Raw genomic sequence first — 14682 nt, forward strand, 5'->3', positions numbered from 1 at the left:
GGCGTCAGGCCACCGCCGCCTTCTGCAGCGCCACCAGCTTCGACACCCCGCCCTTGGCGAGCTTCAGCAGCGCCAGCAGTTCCTCCTCGGAGAACGGCGCGCCCTCGGCGGTGCCCTGCACCTCGACGAGACCGCCGGAGCCGGTGATGACGAAATTCGCGTCGGTCTGCGCGCCGGAATCCTCGACATAGTCGAGATCGATCACCGGATTGCCGGCGACGATGCCGCAGGAGATCGCTGCGACATGATCCTTCAGCGGATTGGCACCTTTCAGCATACCGCGCCCCTCCATCCATTTCAGCGCGTCGTGCAGTGCGACCCAGGCGCCGGTGATCGAGGCGGTGCGGGTGCCGCCATCGGCCTGCAGCACGTCGCAATCGACGACGATCTGGCGCTCGCCGATCGCGGTCAGGTCGACCACGGCGCGAAGCGAACGCCCGACCAGGCGCTGAATCTCCTGCGTGCGGCCCGAGGGCTTGCCGGAGGTGACCTCGCGGCGGGTGCGCTCATGCGTGGCGCGCGGCAGCATCGAATATTCGGCGGTGACCCAGCCCTTGCCGGTGCCGCGCAGCCACGGCGGCCCCTTTTCCTCGACGGTGGCGGCGCAGAGCACCTTGGTCTCGCCGAAGGTGACCATGCACGAGCCTTCCGCATAGCGCACCACGCCGCGTTCCAGCGTGACCTTCCGCATCTCGTCGGCTGCGCGCTTCGAGGGTCTCATCGTGTCTTCCTGTCTTTTGGAGTCGGCGGCTTGTAGGCGCTTAAGCGGGGTGCGGCAAGGCGAGCGGGCCATGGGACTTGATCCCGCCGCGCCCAGCGGGGACAATGGATCATGCAGTTGAGGTTGTTCGCCACGGAATGAGCGCCCATACGCGCCCCGAGACACCCGGCGGCCTGGTCGAGATCGACCAGCGCTCGCGCGAGATCTTCCGGCAGATCGTCGACGGCTACCTGACCACCGGCGAGCCGGTCGGCTCGCGCAACATCGCCCGGCTGCTGCCGATCGCGCTGTCGCCGGCGACGGTGCGCAATGTCATGACCGATCTGGAGATGGCGGGGCTGATCTACGCTCCGCACACCTCGGCCGGGCGGCTGCCGACCGAGCGGGGCCTGCGATTCTTCGTCGACGGCATGATGGAGGTCGGCAATCTCACCTCGGACGAGCGCGGCCGCATCGAGGCGCAGATCAGGGCCGCCGCCAGCAATCGCTCGCTCGACCAGACGCTGACCGAGGCCTCGGCCTTGCTGTCTGGCCTGTCGCGCGGCGCCGGCGTCGTCGTCACCACCAAGGCCAATGCGCGCCTGCGCCATATCGAATTCGTCCGGCTCGATGCCGGCCGCGCGCTCGCCGTGCTCGTCGCCGATGACGGCACCGTCGAGAACCGCATCCTCGCGCTGCCGGCGGGCTTGCCGGCGTCGGCGCTGGTCGAGGCCGGCAACTTCCTCAATGCCCGCATCGTCGGCAAGACGCTCGACGAGCTTCGCCGCGAGATCGCCGACAGCCGCGCCCTGATGGAGCGCGAGCTCGACGAACTGACCGCCCGGCTGGTCGAGACCGGGATCGCGACGAGCTCCGGCCCTTCCGGCGACCGGCATCTCATCGTGCGCGGCCAGGCCAATCTGCTCGAGGACCTGAAGGCGCAGGAGGATCTGGAGCGCATCCGCCTGCTCTTCGCCGATCTGGAGACGCAGACCGAACTGATCGACCTGCTCTCGCGGGCTGAGGCCGGCGATGGCGTGCGCATTTTCATCGGCTCGGAGAACAAGCTGTTCTCGATGTCGGGTTCGTCGATCATCGCCGCGCCTTTTCGCGATGGCGGCCAGCGCATCGTCGGCGTGGTCGGCATCATCGGCCCGACCCGGCTGAACTATGCCCGGATCGTGCCGATGGTCGACTACACCGCCAAAGTGGTCGGGCGCCTGCTCGATGGCGGGCGATGAGGCGGCCGCTGCCGGCTGCTGCGTTGCTGGCGGGAGTGCTGCTGATGGCCGGAGCGAGCGAAGCACAGACCGGTCTGCTCGAAGCGGCCGCCCGTGGCGATCTTGCCGCGGTGAATCGCCTGATCGCCGCCAAGGCGGATCTCGAACAGCGCGATGGCCAGCGTCAGACGGCGCTCCTGCTCGCCGTCGCCGGCAATCATGTCGCCGTCGCCAAGGCGCTGCTGGCGGCAGGCGCGAGTCCCAACGCCCAGGCGTCGAACCAGGACACGCCCTGGCTTCTGGCCGGCGCCAGCGGCCGCACCGAGATCATCGCGGCGATGCTGCCGCTGAAGCCCGATCTCACGATCCGCAACCGCTATGGCGGCAATGCCCTGATCCCAGCCTGCGAGCGCGCCCATGTCGAGACCGCCAAGCTGCTCCTGACATCAGGCATCGACGTGAATCACGTCAACAATCTCGGCTGGACCTGTCTGCTGGAGATCGTGATCCTCGGCGATGGCGGCCCGCGCCATCGGGAGGTGGCCCGGCTCGTGCTCGCTGCGGGCGCCGACCCCAATCTCGCCGACAAGGATGGCGTCAGCCCGCTCCAGCACGCCCGCAAGCGCGGCCAAAGCGAGATCGCCAAGCTGATCGCGGCGGCCGGCGGGCGCTGAGCGTTATTCCAGCCAGTCGGTGACGAAGCGCTCGCTGGCGTGGATATCGATCGATTCCAGTACCTGCGGCCCGAGGCTGCGGAATTTATGTGGCACGCCGGCCGGCACGACCAGGATTTCCCCGGGTCCGGCCTCGATCTCCCGGTCACCGATCGTGTAGAGCGCCCGCCCGGCGCGTACGATGAAGGTCTCGGGATAGGGATGGCTGTGCAGCCTCGGCCCCTTGCCGGGCTCGGCCCGGACGAAGATCAGCGAGACCTCGCCGCCGAAGCCCTGCACCTCGCCATGCCATTCGCCTGGGGTCTCGGACCAGTCCTCGCGGCGTATGGCGCGCTGTGTCGTGGTTTCGTCCGCCATCTCAGCCACGCGCCGCGATCGCCGCCGCGGCGCCCGCCATCACGCCGCCGGTGACGCGGTTGATCCGGCGCATGGTGCGCGGACTAGCCACCAGCCGGCGCGCCCTGTCGGCGGCGAAGGCATAGCCGAGCAGGGTGGTGTTGATGATCAGCATGGTCAGCACGGCGACCTCGGCGAAGGCCAGCGGCGTGATCGCCTGCAGATCGACGATCAGCGGCAGGATCGAGACGAAGAACACCATCACCTTGGGATTGCCGAGCGTCAGCGCGACGCCGCCGAGGAAGAGGCGGACACCCTCGCCGCGCATCGCCGGCTGGTCTTCCAGGCTCCTCACCGGCGCGGTCCAGAGCTTCCAGGCGAGATAGACGAGATAGGCGCAGCCGGCATATTTGATGATCAGGAACAGGCCGTGGAAGTTCTGCATCAGCACGGACAGGCCGAGCGCCGAGAAGGCCAGCCAGACCAGGTCGCCGGCTGCGATGCCGAGCACGAAGGGCACGGCCCGCCGGAAGCCGGTCGAGAGCGAGCGCGCCACGATCGCCGCGATGCCTGGCCCCGGCGAGGCGACGGCGAGGAAATAGACACCGGCGAAAACCAGAAGCCCGGCGAAATCCATCGAGCGTTGCTCCCCGAAAAGACGTTGTTGGCGCCATGCTAGCAGCAAGCCGATCCCGCGTCTTATCGGCAAGCGTGATGGTGCTGATCAGCGATTCTGACGCATCGCCGCCCTAATGCTGTCAGGAGACCGGGCGGACCTCGCCCGGCGTGACCAGCAAACGCTGGGCTCCGGCCGGGAGATCGCCGAACAGGGCCGGGTCTGCGCCGGTCATCCAGACCTGGCAGCCGAGCTCGGCCAGCGCTCCATAGAGCGCCGCCCGCCGGCGCGGATCGAGATGGGCGGCGACCTCGTCGAGCAGGACGAGCGGCGGCAGCTCGCTCATCCTCGCGACCAGACGGGCATGGGCGAGCACCAGCCCGATCAGCAGCGCCTTCTGCTCGCCGGTCGAGCCCTGTCCGGCCGGGATATCCTTGGCGGCATGGCGCACGGCGAGATCGGAAGCCTGCGGGCCGGCGAGGGTGCGCCCTGCCGCCTTGTCGCGCGGGCGCATCTCCCGCAGGAGCTCGCGATAGCGATCCTCGGCGTCGAGCGCCGGCAAGGTTGCAACCAGAGCGTCGATCTCGCCTTCCAGCGCGATCTCGGCCTGCGGGAAGGGCGAGGTCTCGTCCGCGGTCTGCGCGATGATGGCGGAGAGGCGGGCCACGGTCTCGGCGCGGGCGGCCGCGACGGCGACGCCGAGCTCGGCGATCTCGCGCTCGACCGCGTCGAGCCAGCGCTGCTGATGCGGGCTCTCGTCGAGGATGCGGTTGCGCGAGCGCAACGCCTTTTCCAGCGCATTCGAGCGCGTGCCATGCCCGGGATCGACCGCCAGCACCAGCCGGTCGAGGAAGCGGCGGCGATCGCCGGCGGCGCCGCGGAACAGCCCGTCGAGATCGGGCGTCAGCCAGACCAGCCTGACATAGTCGCTGAAGGCCAGCGCCGAGCCGGCCGGAGCGCCGTCGATCCGGGCGATCCGGGCCCGCCGGCCCTCGGCATCGGGCGGCTCCAGGCCGATGCCGAGCCGCGCCCCGTCATCGGTGAGACCGATCGAGGCGGCGAAGCCGCCATCGCCGGGCTGGCGGACCATGTCGGAGAGGTCGGCGCGCCTGAGGCCGCGGCCGGGCGCGAACAGCGACAGGGCTTCGAGCAGATTGGTCTTGCCGGCGCCGTTCTCGCCGCACAGCGCAACGAGCCGACCCTCGATCGCGAGATCGAGGGTCGGATAGGAGCGGAAATTCTGCAGCGTGAGGCGTGCGACCGCGGTCAAGATGCGCTCGCGGGATCAGACCCGCATCGGCATCAGCACATAGAGGGCCGAAGCGCCTTCGCGGTCCTGGATCACCGTCGGCGAGCCCGGATCGGCGAGCTTGAGCAGCGCAGTGTCGCCGTCGAGCTGGGCGGCGATGTCCATCAGATAGCGCGCGTTGAAGCCGATATCGAGCGGGCCCGCGTCGTAGTCGACCTCGATCTCCTCGGTCGCCGAGCCGGAATCGGGATTGGTCACCGAGAGCGTCATCCGGCCATCGGCCATGGAGAGCTTCACGGCGCGGCCACGCTCGGACGAGATCGTCGAGACGCGGTCCACGGAGGCCGCGAAATCGCCCCGGTCGACGGTGAGCAGCTTGTCGTTTCCGGAGGGGATGACGCGCTGATAGTCGGGGAAGGTGCCGTCGATCAGCTTGGAGGTCAGCACGACCTCGGCCGTGGCGACGCGGATCTTGGTGGCGGAGAGCTCGATCTGGACCTCGCTCTCGCCGTCCTCCAGCAGCTTCTGGATCTCGGCCACGGCCTTGCGCGGCACGATCACGCCGGGCATGCCGAGCGAGCCCTGCGGGGCCGCGGTGTCGACGCGGGCGAGGCGATGGCCATCGGTCGCGACGGCGCGCAGCACCGGGCGCCCGTCGACATCGATGGCGTGCAGATAGATGCCGTTGAGATAGTAGCGCGTCTCCTCGGTCGAGATCGCGAACTGGGTCTTGTCGATCAGGCGCTTGAACTCGCCGGCCGGCAGCACGAAGCGGTGCGCCATCTCGCCGGCGGTGATGTCCGGGAAATCGCTTTCCGGCAGCGTCTGCAGGGTGAAGCGGGAGCGGCCCGAGCGCAGCACCATCTGGCCGGTCTCGCCGGTGGTCTCCAGCGAGACCTGCGAGCCGTCTGGCAGCTTGCGGACGATGTCGTAGAGCGTGTGCGCGGGGACCGTGGTCGCGCCGGACTCGACCACGTCGGCCGGCACGGTCTCGACCACCTCGATGTCGAGGTCAGTCGCCTTCAGCTTCAACCCATCCTCGCTGCCGCGCAGCAGGAGATTCGACAGGATCGGGATCGTGTTGCGCCGCTCGACGACACGATGGACATGCCCGAGCGACTTCAGGAGCGTGGAGCGTTCGACCGTAACCTTCATGGCGTCTTCTGGCATGCTGGCGCCCGCGGCGAGCCGGCAGGCAGAAAGGTGGCCCGCGACATTGCCGGACGGCCGGGCCGCGCGCAAGGGCGCGCGAGCCCGCCTGCACAGTTAACGCAGAAGGGGAGGCTGACGCCTCACTCCTGCAGCATGCGCTTCAGGAGGTCGACCTCGTCATGGAGGAGACGGTCCTCGACGATGGCCTTCTCGATCTTGCGCACCGCATGCAGCACGGTGGTGTGGTCGCGCCCGCCGAAGCGGCGTCCGATCTCGGGCAGCGAGCGCGGCGTCAGCGCCTTGGCGAGATACATCGCGATCTGGCGCGGCTTGACCACCGCCGCTGTCCGGCGCTCCGACAGGATGTCGGCGCGGCTGACATTGTAGCGGGTCGCGACCAGCTTCTGGATGTCCTCGATCTTGACCCGGCGCGGCTCGCGCGTCCGGACGAGATCGCGGATCGCCGCTTCCGCCGTCTCCATCGTCACGCTGGCGCCGGTCAGCGTCGCATGCGCCAGGATTCGGTTGGCGGCGCCGTCGAGATCGCGGCCATTGGTGGCGACGAGCTTGGCGACATAGGCGATCACGTCCGGATTGACGTGGAAGCTCGGATGGGCGGCCTTCAGCCCGTCGAGGCGAGTGGTCAGGATCTTGACCCGCAGCGCCTCGTCGAGCTCGCCGATCTCGACGACTAGGCCGCCGGCGAGCCGGGAGCGGATGCGCTCGTCGAGCGCCTCCAGATCGGTCGGCAGCCGGTCGGCGGCGACGACGATCTGCTTGCCGGCATCGATCAGCGCATTGATCGTGTGGCCGAATTCCTGCTGGATCGAGCGGCCCTGGATGAACTGGACGTCGTCGACGATCAGAAGGTCGATGCCGCGCAGCTTCTCCTTGAAGGCGAGCGCCGTCTGCGACTTCAGCGCGGCGACGAAGCCGTACATGAAGCGGTCCGCGGTGAAATAGGCGACGCGCTTGCCGTGCTGGCGCGCATCCTGGGCGATCGCCTGGATCAGATGCGTCTTGCCGAGGCCGACACCGGCATGGAGATAGAGCGGGTTATAGGGCGTCGAGCCGGCGGGCGCCGCCGAAATCCGCTCGGCCGCGGCGAAGGCGAGCGCATTCGACTTGCCGACGACGAAGCTCTGGAAGGTCATGCGCCGGTCGAGCAGCGTGCCGCAGGCGTCCATGGGGTCGCGATCGCTCGCCGGAGTGGCGGCCGAGGCGGGGGCGACATCCGACATCGGGGTGGCCGGGCGAGCCTGGGCCGGGCGCGCCCGCTGTGCCGAGAGGTCCTGGCAGGGCTCGCTGCTCTCTCTCGCCACCTGGCGCACCGAAAGGGCGACGCCGTTGGGCGCATCGAGCTCGGCCATGCAGTGCGCCCGCAGGCGCTCGGCATAATGGGCTTCGAGCCAGCTCTTGAGGAAGCGGGTCGGCACGGTGAGATGGGCGACGCCCTCGACGACCGCGCCGATCTCGACGCGCGCGAACCAGCTCGAGAAGACGTCCTCGCCGAGTTCGGCGCGCAGGCGCCGGCGGACCCTGTCCCACCGGTCCTTGGCCCCGGCGACGCTCGCCGGCTCAGTCGGGGCAAGCCTGGTCACCACAGGGGTGGCCGCAGCCTCAACCAGATTGCCAGTCTCCATCCGCTCGAACATTCCAATTGCCCCATTTCATTGTCGTGCATTTTGCCACCGCGTTTTCCGAGGTTGGCCATGCAGTGATCTGTTCATCGAGAAAAACGCTGCCCGCCTCCGGCGGCACGAAAGCCGCGAAGCGAGGTCTCCCCAACGCTTTTCGAGGTAGAGCCGCGCGCTCTAAAAAGATCGGCCGCGGCTATGACTAATTTCTAGGCTTTTAAATCTTTGAGACATAGAAGCGCATTCTTCCAACCCCGCCTGGTTGTAAGCCAAAACCATCAAAAATTCTTTGGAGAGGCGGTTGGACATCGCTGTCCGCCCGCCGATGAAAAGGACCTTACAGGGCCGCCTCGAACGGGGGCAATATCCCCCTCAGCCGGCTGCGTGGTGGAGGGGTGCTACGACCAGTGTCTGCCCTACCGGAAGGTGTCTCGCAATCAGTTGGGGAAGTTAAGCTTTTCTTTACCGGGCGGGTCTCGTGCCGGCTCCGAATCTTTTTTTTCGGAGTCCCTCCACCGCGCCATCCGGCCCCCGGTGATTCACCCAGCTGAATTGCTTTGCCCACTAAGATGATGAAAAATATGGAGGAATTTTGTGCGGTCAAAAGTCACGGGCGGGACGATCTCCGACCTCTAAATCGGCCTTGAAGTCAAGACCGTAAAGGCGTGGAAAGATTGCGGAATTACCGTTGACAGCGGGTGTTGCGCGGCGGCATCGGGGCGCCTCGCGCAAGCTCCCAGGCAAACAAAAACCCGGCCTTTCGGCCGGGTCGAAAACTGCTCGCAAATCCGCTCTGATGAACGGCGATCAGGAAGCCAGCGCACCGATACGATGTGCGAGACGCGAAACCTTGCGCGACGCGGTGTTCTTGTGAACCACGCCCTTCTGTGCGGCCCGCATCAGCTCCGGCTGGGCAGCCTGCAGGGCAGCGGCAGCGGCGCTCTTGTCGCCGGAGGCGATCGCCTCCTCGACCTTGCGCAGGAAGGTGCGCACGCGGCTGCGGCGCGCCTTGTTCACTTCGGTACGCCGTACGATCTTGCGCGCGGCCTTCTTGGCCGAAGTCGTATTGGCCATGGTCTGTCCTCGTCCTCATCGCGGTGAGCGCCTGGCTATCGCCGGCTGGCACGACCACGGACCTTCAGTTGAAAATGCGAGCGACGGTCCTGCCGGAGCAAGACCGCCGCGAGGCCCGACCCTATAGTTCCTGCAGCGCTTGGCGTCAACGCCGGAATCGCTGACGTTTTCAACCCGCCTTGCGGCGGACCGCCACGGCCTCGATCTCGACGAGGTAGCCATGGTGCAGCTCCGGCACCGGGACGACGGCGCGCGCCGGCCGATGCGGCCCGAACGTCTCGGCATAGATCGCATTGAACGCCGGCCAATGCGCGGCGCCGACCAGATAGGCGGTGACCTTCAGCACATCGGCCGGGCCGCAGCCGGCGGCGGCGAGCACCGCCAGGAGATTGTCGAGCGCCTGGCGTGCCTGCACGGCGAAGGGTTCGCCGGCGGTATGGCTGCCGTCGGGGCGCGGCGCGAGCTGGCCGGAGACGAAGACCAGGTCTTTGTAGGCGACGGCCTGCGCATAATGCCCCGCCGGCGCCGGGACATCGGGCGACAGGATCGTCTCGATCTCGCTCACGCGCCCTCGCCGACGAAACGGGCGAAGCTGGCGAGGTCGACATTGCCGCCGCTCAGGATGACGCCGACGCGCTTGCCCTGGACCGGGACTGCGCCGGTAAAGGCGGCCGCCGCCGCAAGGCAGCCGGTCGGCTCGACCACGAGCTTCATCCGTTCGGCGAAGAAGCGCATCGCCGCGACGAGGGCGGCGTCCGGTACGGTGACGATGTCCTCGACGAGATCGCGGATGATCGGGAAGGTATAGTTGCCGAGGAAGGCGGTCTGGGCGCCGTCGGCAATGGTCTTGGGCACGTCGATCCTGACGATCTCGCCCTTGCGCAGCGACTGCTGGCCGTCATTGCCGGCCTCCGGCTCGACGCCATAGACCTTGCAGCCGGGATTGAGCGCCCTCGCTGCCAGCAGTGCGCCGGCGAGGAGCCCGCCGCCGCCGAGACAGACCAGCAGCACGTCGAGCTCGCCGGCCTCCTCGATCAGCTCCTTCGTCGCCGTGCCCTGGCCGGCGATGACGTCGGGATGGTCGTAGGGCGGGATCAGCGTCAGCCCGCGCTCGGCCGCCAGCCGGTCGCCCAGCTCGAGTCGGTCCTGCGTATAGCGATCATAGGTGACGACCTCGGCCCCATAGCCCTTGGTCGCGGCGACCTTCGCCGCGGGCGCGTCGAGCGGCATGATGATCGTCGCCGGTGTGCCGGTGAGCTTGCTGGCATAGGCGATCGCCTGGGCATGGTTGCCGGAGGAATAGGTCAGCACGCCGGCCTTGCGCTGCTCCGGCGTCAGCGCCGCGATGGCATTGTAGCCGCCGCGGAACTTGAAGGCGCCCATGCGCTGCAGGTTCTCGGCCTTGAAGACGAGATTGGCGCCGGTGCGCTCATTGGCGGTGCGCGAGGTCAGCGCCGGCGTCCGATGCGCGACGCCGGCGATGCGCTGTGCCGCCGCTTCGACATCGGCATAGCTCGGCAGCGCGATGCCGTCGGTGAGGGAGCGGGCTGCGGCGGTCATGGCAATTCCTGCGTGCTCTTCAGAGTGAGCAGCCATGGTCCAGCAGCGCCGCGGGCCTTTCAAGTGAAAGAAACTGGCCCCGGCCATGCGTGGCGTTGAGCTGCCGGGGCCTGTGGCCTCAGTAGTTCTTGAATTCGGGCTTCCGCTTCTCGATGAAGGCGGTCATGCCTTCCTTCTGGTCGTGCGTGCCGAACAGCGCCGAGAAGACGCGGCGCTCGAAGCGCAGGCCCTCGGCCAGCGTCGTCTCGAACGCGCGATTGACCGATTCCTTGGCCGACAGCAGCGAGGGCAGCGACTTCGAGGCAATCTGCTCGGCCGCCTTGAGCGTCTCGGTCATCAGCTCGGCGAGCGGCACGACACGGGCGACCAGCCCGGCACGCTCGGCCTCGTTCACGTCCATGAAGCGGCCGGTGAGACAAAGGTCCATCGCCTTGGCCTTGCCGATCGCATGGGTCAGGCGCTGGGTGCCGCCGGCGCCGGGGATGACGGCGAGATTGATCTCGGGCTGGCCGAACTTGGCGTTGTCGGCGGCGATGATGAAATCGGCCATCATCGCGAGCTCGCAGCCGCCGCCGAGCGCGAAGCCCGCGACCGCGGCGATGATCGGCTTGCGGCGCTGGCCGATCCGGTCCCAGTCGGCGAACTTGTCGTCGAGATAGGTGCCGGGATAGCTGCGCTCCTGCATCGCCTTGATGTCGGCGCCGGCGGCGAAGGCCTTCTCCGAGCCGGTCATGACGATGCAGCCGATATTGTCGTCGCGCTCGAAGCCGTCGAGCGCCGCGTTGATGTCGGCGATGAGCTGGACGTTCAGCGCGTTCAGGGCCTGCGGCCGGTTCAGCGTGATGACGCCGACCTTGCCCTTCACCTCGACGAGAATGGTCTCATAAGCCATGGCAGCCTCCCAATGCGCTGTGTCCGGGCCAGGAATAGCGGCCACCCGGGCCGTGGTCCATGCGCGCGGACGCACGGCGCGATGCGAGCCTCGGCGCAGGCAGCCAGGCTCAAGGCCTCTAGATCGGCGGGCCGTCCTGCGATACGACATGAAATCCCTTCGAGGTGATCAGCCAGGTACCGTCGATGCGGTGCCAGGTCAGATGATCGACGAACACCATCGTGTTGACCCTCACTCGTACTTTCGTCATCGCCTGCGTCGTGGAGGCGAAGTCGATGAACAGAATCTCGTCCTCGCGCACAGCGTTGACCGACTTCGGCGATTGGCGCTTGTCGAGAATGTCGCGGTAGACCTGCATCGGCCACGCCATCAACTTGCCGTCGCGAAAGCCGTGCAGCTGGGCCGTCGGCGCGAAGGTTTGCTCGAGGCGGGACGTGTCGCAGTCATACATCCGGTCGAAATAGGTCTCGATCGCCTCGGTCAGCTCCGCAACGGACGAGCCGTCGACCGCGGGCTCCCTGGTCTTCGTCATCGCAAACTGCTCCTGCTTTCCCCCGCGAGCGGGGCCGGCTGTCGCCAAGGGCGTTCGTATTGGTTTGACGCTAGCGACAACCCAGCTATTTTTGAACGCTATCGACCTTGATTTCAGCCATAACGAATGAAAATGACATCGGCTCCGCTCGACCTCGATTCCGTCCAGGCTTTCGTTCACATCGTCGATCTCGGCAGCTTCACGCGCGCCGCCGAGGCGATGCGGACGACGCAAGCTGCCGTCAGCCTGAAATTGAAGCGCCTCGAGCAGCGGCTGGGATGCCGGCTCGTCGAGCGTACGCCGCGGCATGTCGATCTCTCGGTGCGCGGCGCGGCCTTCCTCGACCATGCCCGCGAGCTTCTGGACGCGCATGAGCGCGCGCTGTCCGCCTTCGTCTCGGCCCGAGAGCGCCTGGTCATCGGCATCAGCGACCATGTCGCGGGGCCGGACCTCCCGGCATTGATCGCACGCATGAACGCGCAGGACCCGCAGCTGGTGATCGAGATCAGGATCGGGACGTCCAGTGAACTGCTCCAGAGTTTCGACCGGCGTGAGCTCGACACGGTGATCGTGCGCCTGCATGCCGGGCGCAGCGATGGCGAGCAGCTTGCCGACGAGAAGTTCGGCTGGTTCGCGGGGCCGACATGGCAGCATCGGCCGGGCGAGCCGCTGCCGGTCGCCACCATGGCCGAGCCCTGCGGCGTGCGCGTGATCGCCGGGCGCTTCCTTGACGAGGCCGGCATATCCTGGACGGAGAGCTTCGTCGGCGGTGGCGTCACGGCGGTCGTGGCTGCCGTCACCGCCGGGCTCGGGATCGCAGCATTGGCGCCGCGCATGCTGCCCTTTGGCGCGGTCGATGTCGGACACAGGCTCGGTCTGCCCGATTTGCCGCGCCTGCCGATCCTGCTGCACACGCGGGTCAGGGATGGCCGCCCGCGCGATGCCCTCGCCGCGCTTTCGGCCGCATTCAGGAGCGTGGTGAAAGGCTAGTCGCCGCAGTTGGTCCCCTTGGGCCACCTCGCGCGTTGATCAGGCACGGCCGCCGAGCAGGAGGTGCGCATGACCGGCAAAACCCGAACCGATACCGCCTCGCGCCTCGTCAAGGCCTCGCCCGGGGCGGTCTACAATGCCTTCGCCGACCCGGCCGTGCTGTCGCGCTGGCTGCCGCCCAAGGGGATGCGGGCGAAGATCGAGCGCTTCGAGCCGCATCCGGGCGGCAGTTACCGCATGGTCCTGACCTATGACGATCCAAGCGGGGCTCCCGGCAAGGCCACGGCCGACAGCGACATCGTCGAAGGTCGCTTCGTCGCGCTCGATCCTGGCGAGCGCATCGTCTGGGAGGTCGGCTTCGTCTCGGATGACCCGGCCTTCGCCGGCACGATGACGATGACCTGGCGCTTCAAGGAGGTGCGCGACGGCACCGAGGTGACGATCCTGTGTGAAAACGTTCCCGCGGGCATCGGCAAGGCCGATCACGATGCCGGCCTGCGCTCGACGCTGGAGAACCTCGCGCGCTTCATCGAAAACGCCTGATCAGGCGGCTGGCCCGGCCTCGGCGAGCAGGCGTTGGAAGGCCGAGGGCGTCGCGCGCGAACGCCAGGCGGCGATCAGCCTGTCGGCATTGGCCTCGGGCGAGACGGCCGAATCCAGCTCGGCATCGTAGCGGCAATAGCTGTGGACCTGGTGGAAGTCGCGGCGGGCATCGCCGATTCGCCGGTCGCCGCGGGCGGCCTCGCGCCGCTCCAGCTCGCCGAGATCGCAATGCAGGCCGACGAAGAATACGTCCTGCCCCGCCAGAAGTCCGGCCAGACGCAGCAGCCAGGCGCGGCTCTCCATGATGTGCTCGACGATCAGATTGTTGCCGCAGCGGACATAGGCGAGCAGCGACTGTTCGAAGCCCTCGAAGAAGGCGTCGCGCATCGCGGTCCACTGGAACTCGCCTGAGCGGATGCGCGCCGTCGGCAGCACGCCCGAATCGCGCAGATGGTCGATCGAGATGTGCCAGAACGGCTCCTCGATCCGGGCCTGGACGGCGCGCGCCAGCGAGGATTTGCCGCTGCTGGAGGCGCCGTTGAGCAGGATGATCCTGCCGGGCGGCCGAGGCGTGTCCGGCATGATCCTCAGCCCCGCTTCTGGCAGCTCTCGCAATAGAAGGTCGAGCGGCCCGATTGCACGATACGCTTGACCAGATGGCCGCAGCCCGGCGTGACGCAAAGCTTGTCCTCGCGGTCATAGACCTTGAAGCGATGCTGGAAATAGCCCAGCGAGCCGTCGGCATGGGCGAAGTCGCGCAGAGTCGAGCCACCGGCGGCGACCGCCTCCTCCAGCACATCGCGGATGATCTGCGCCAGCAGATGCGCTTTGTCGCGCGGCCTGCCGGTCGGCGTCGCCAGCGAGCCGGCCTCGGCCTCCGGATGAAGGCCCGCGCGGAACAGCGCCTCGCAGACATAAATGTTGCCGAGCCCGGCGATCAGGCGCTGGTTGAGCAGCGCCGCCTTCAGCGGCGCGATTTTCCCTGAGAACAGCTTTGCCAGGAGCTCGCCGGAGAGCTCGTTGCCGAGCGGCTCGATGCCCATCCCGGCGAAATGCTTGGAGGTTTCGAGCCCGGCGCGGGGCAGCAGATCCATGAAGCCGAAGCGGCGGACGTCATTGTAGGTGACGCGGGCGCCCGAGCCGAGATGGAAGACGACATGGTCGTGGATCAGGTGCCGGCCGATCTCGTTGTAGTAGGCGCCGGGCTCCGTCGGCTTCGTGCCTGGAGCTTCGACGATGAAGCGCCCGCTCATGCCGAGATGCATGACCAGCGCCTGCCCGTCGTCGAGATCGGCGATCAGGTATTTCGCCCGCCGCGACAGCGCCTCGATGCGCCGTCCGGTGAGGCGCTCGGCGAAGTGCTCGGGTAGGGGGAAGCGCAGATCTGGCCGATTCTGCTCGACGCGTGCGACGCGCTCGCCGAGCATGGCGGGCTCCAAGCCGCGCCGGACGGTTTCGACCTCGGGAAGTTCAGGCATGGCATCGGCTCTTCAGCATGCGTCGAGAG

Annotated in this window: 17 protein-coding genes; 4 read left to right on the top strand and 13 right to left on the bottom strand. The window is 67.7% G+C overall.

Annotation, left to right across the window (positions count from 1 at the left end; genetic code table 11):
- Positions 1-4 precede the first annotated feature (4 nt).
- Positions 5-721 carry a ribonuclease PH gene (gene rph / locus V7S63_RS23655; RefSeq protein WP_336532027.1) on the bottom strand — a complete coding sequence of 239 codons (717 nt, stop codon included), beginning with the start codon at positions 719-721 and terminating at the stop codon, positions 5-7.
- A 137-nt stretch (positions 722-858) separates the two neighbouring features.
- Between rph and hrcA the strand changes: the two genes are divergently transcribed.
- Together hrcA and V7S63_RS23665 are read left to right on the top strand one after the other, a co-directional pair.
- On the top strand, positions 859-1941 hold the full coding sequence (hrcA, locus tag V7S63_RS23660; protein ID WP_091835651.1) for a heat-inducible transcriptional repressor HrcA: 1083 nt from the start codon (positions 859-861) through the stop codon (positions 1939-1941).
- Entirely contained in the window at positions 1938-2594 is a 657-nt protein-coding gene (locus tag V7S63_RS23665) for an ankyrin repeat domain-containing protein (protein WP_336532028.1), read from the top strand. The genes hrcA and V7S63_RS23665 overlap by 4 nt, the downstream gene beginning before the upstream one ends.
- Before the next feature lie 3 nt (positions 2595-2597).
- Here the strand turns inward: V7S63_RS23665 and V7S63_RS23670 are convergent, their stop codons facing one another.
- The 10 genes from V7S63_RS23670 to V7S63_RS23715 form a co-directional block, all read right to left on the bottom strand.
- Entirely contained in the window at positions 2598-2951 is a 354-nt protein-coding gene (locus tag V7S63_RS23670; RefSeq protein ID WP_336532114.1) for a cupin domain-containing protein, read from the bottom strand.
- A 1-nt stretch (position 2952) separates the two neighbouring features.
- Positions 2953-3567 carry a LysE family translocator gene (locus V7S63_RS23675; protein WP_336532029.1) on the bottom strand — a complete coding sequence of 205 codons (615 nt, stop codon included), beginning with the start codon at positions 3565-3567 and terminating at the stop codon, positions 2953-2955.
- A 121-nt stretch (positions 3568-3688) separates the two neighbouring features.
- Positions 3689-4816, bottom strand: a complete 1128-nt coding sequence (gene recF / locus V7S63_RS23680) for a DNA replication/repair protein RecF (RefSeq protein ID WP_336532030.1) — start codon at positions 4814-4816, stop codon at positions 3689-3691.
- 15 nt (positions 4817-4831) lie between these two features.
- Positions 4832-5950, bottom strand: coding sequence for a DNA polymerase III subunit beta (gene dnaN, locus V7S63_RS23685; protein ID WP_100964436.1), 1119 nt, complete (start codon positions 5948-5950; stop codon positions 4832-4834).
- A 137-nt stretch (positions 5951-6087) separates the two neighbouring features.
- Positions 6088-7602 carry a chromosomal replication initiator protein DnaA gene (gene dnaA, locus V7S63_RS23690; protein WP_244543846.1) on the bottom strand — a complete coding sequence of 505 codons (1515 nt, stop codon included), beginning with the start codon at positions 7600-7602 and terminating at the stop codon, positions 6088-6090.
- Between the two features lie 789 nt (positions 7603-8391).
- On the bottom strand, positions 8392-8658 hold the full coding sequence (gene rpsT / locus V7S63_RS23695) for a 30S ribosomal protein S20 (protein ID WP_091835631.1): 267 nt from the start codon (positions 8656-8658) through the stop codon (positions 8392-8394).
- 169 nt (positions 8659-8827) lie between these two features.
- Positions 8828-9223 carry a RidA family protein gene (locus V7S63_RS23700; RefSeq protein ID WP_336532031.1) on the bottom strand — a complete coding sequence of 132 codons (396 nt, stop codon included), beginning with the start codon at positions 9221-9223 and terminating at the stop codon, positions 8828-8830.
- On the bottom strand, positions 9220-10218 hold the full coding sequence (locus tag V7S63_RS23705) for a threo-3-hydroxy-L-aspartate ammonia-lyase (protein ID WP_336532032.1): 999 nt from the start codon (positions 10216-10218) through the stop codon (positions 9220-9222). The genes V7S63_RS23700 and V7S63_RS23705 overlap by 4 nt, the downstream gene beginning before the upstream one ends.
- A gap of 118 nt (positions 10219-10336) precedes the next feature.
- Entirely contained in the window at positions 10337-11110 is a 774-nt protein-coding gene (locus tag V7S63_RS23710; protein ID WP_336532033.1) for an enoyl-CoA hydratase, read from the bottom strand.
- Positions 11111-11228: 118 nt separating this feature from the next.
- Positions 11229-11690 carry a nuclear transport factor 2 family protein gene (locus V7S63_RS23715; RefSeq protein WP_336532034.1) on the bottom strand — a complete coding sequence of 154 codons (462 nt, stop codon included), beginning with the start codon at positions 11688-11690 and terminating at the stop codon, positions 11229-11231.
- A gap of 84 nt (positions 11691-11774) precedes the next feature.
- On the opposite strand from V7S63_RS23715, the gene V7S63_RS23720 reads away from it, so the two are divergent.
- Entirely contained in the window at positions 11775-12632 is an 858-nt protein-coding gene (locus V7S63_RS23720; protein WP_336532035.1) for a LysR family transcriptional regulator, read from the top strand.
- 69 nt (positions 12633-12701) lie between these two features.
- Positions 12702-13175 carry an SRPBCC family protein gene (locus tag V7S63_RS23725; RefSeq protein WP_336532036.1) on the top strand — a complete coding sequence of 158 codons (474 nt, stop codon included), beginning with the start codon at positions 12702-12704 and terminating at the stop codon, positions 13173-13175.
- On the opposite strand, the gene V7S63_RS23730 is transcribed toward V7S63_RS23725, so the two are convergent.
- Both V7S63_RS23730 and mutM read right to left on the bottom strand, forming a co-directional pair.
- Positions 13176-13757: a chloramphenicol phosphotransferase CPT family protein gene (locus tag V7S63_RS23730; protein WP_336532037.1), complete on the bottom strand. Its 582-nt coding sequence runs from the start codon at positions 13755-13757 to the stop codon at positions 13176-13178.
- A 5-nt stretch (positions 13758-13762) separates the two neighbouring features.
- Entirely contained in the window at positions 13763-14653 is an 891-nt protein-coding gene (gene mutM, locus V7S63_RS23735; protein ID WP_336532038.1) for a bifunctional DNA-formamidopyrimidine glycosylase/DNA-(apurinic or apyrimidinic site) lyase, read from the bottom strand.
- Positions 14654-14682 lie beyond the last annotated feature (29 nt).

The organism is Allobosea sp. CCNWLY174 (assembly GCF_037120455.1).
Classification (GTDB): Bacteria; Pseudomonadota; Alphaproteobacteria; order Rhizobiales; family Beijerinckiaceae; genus Allobosea; species Allobosea lupini.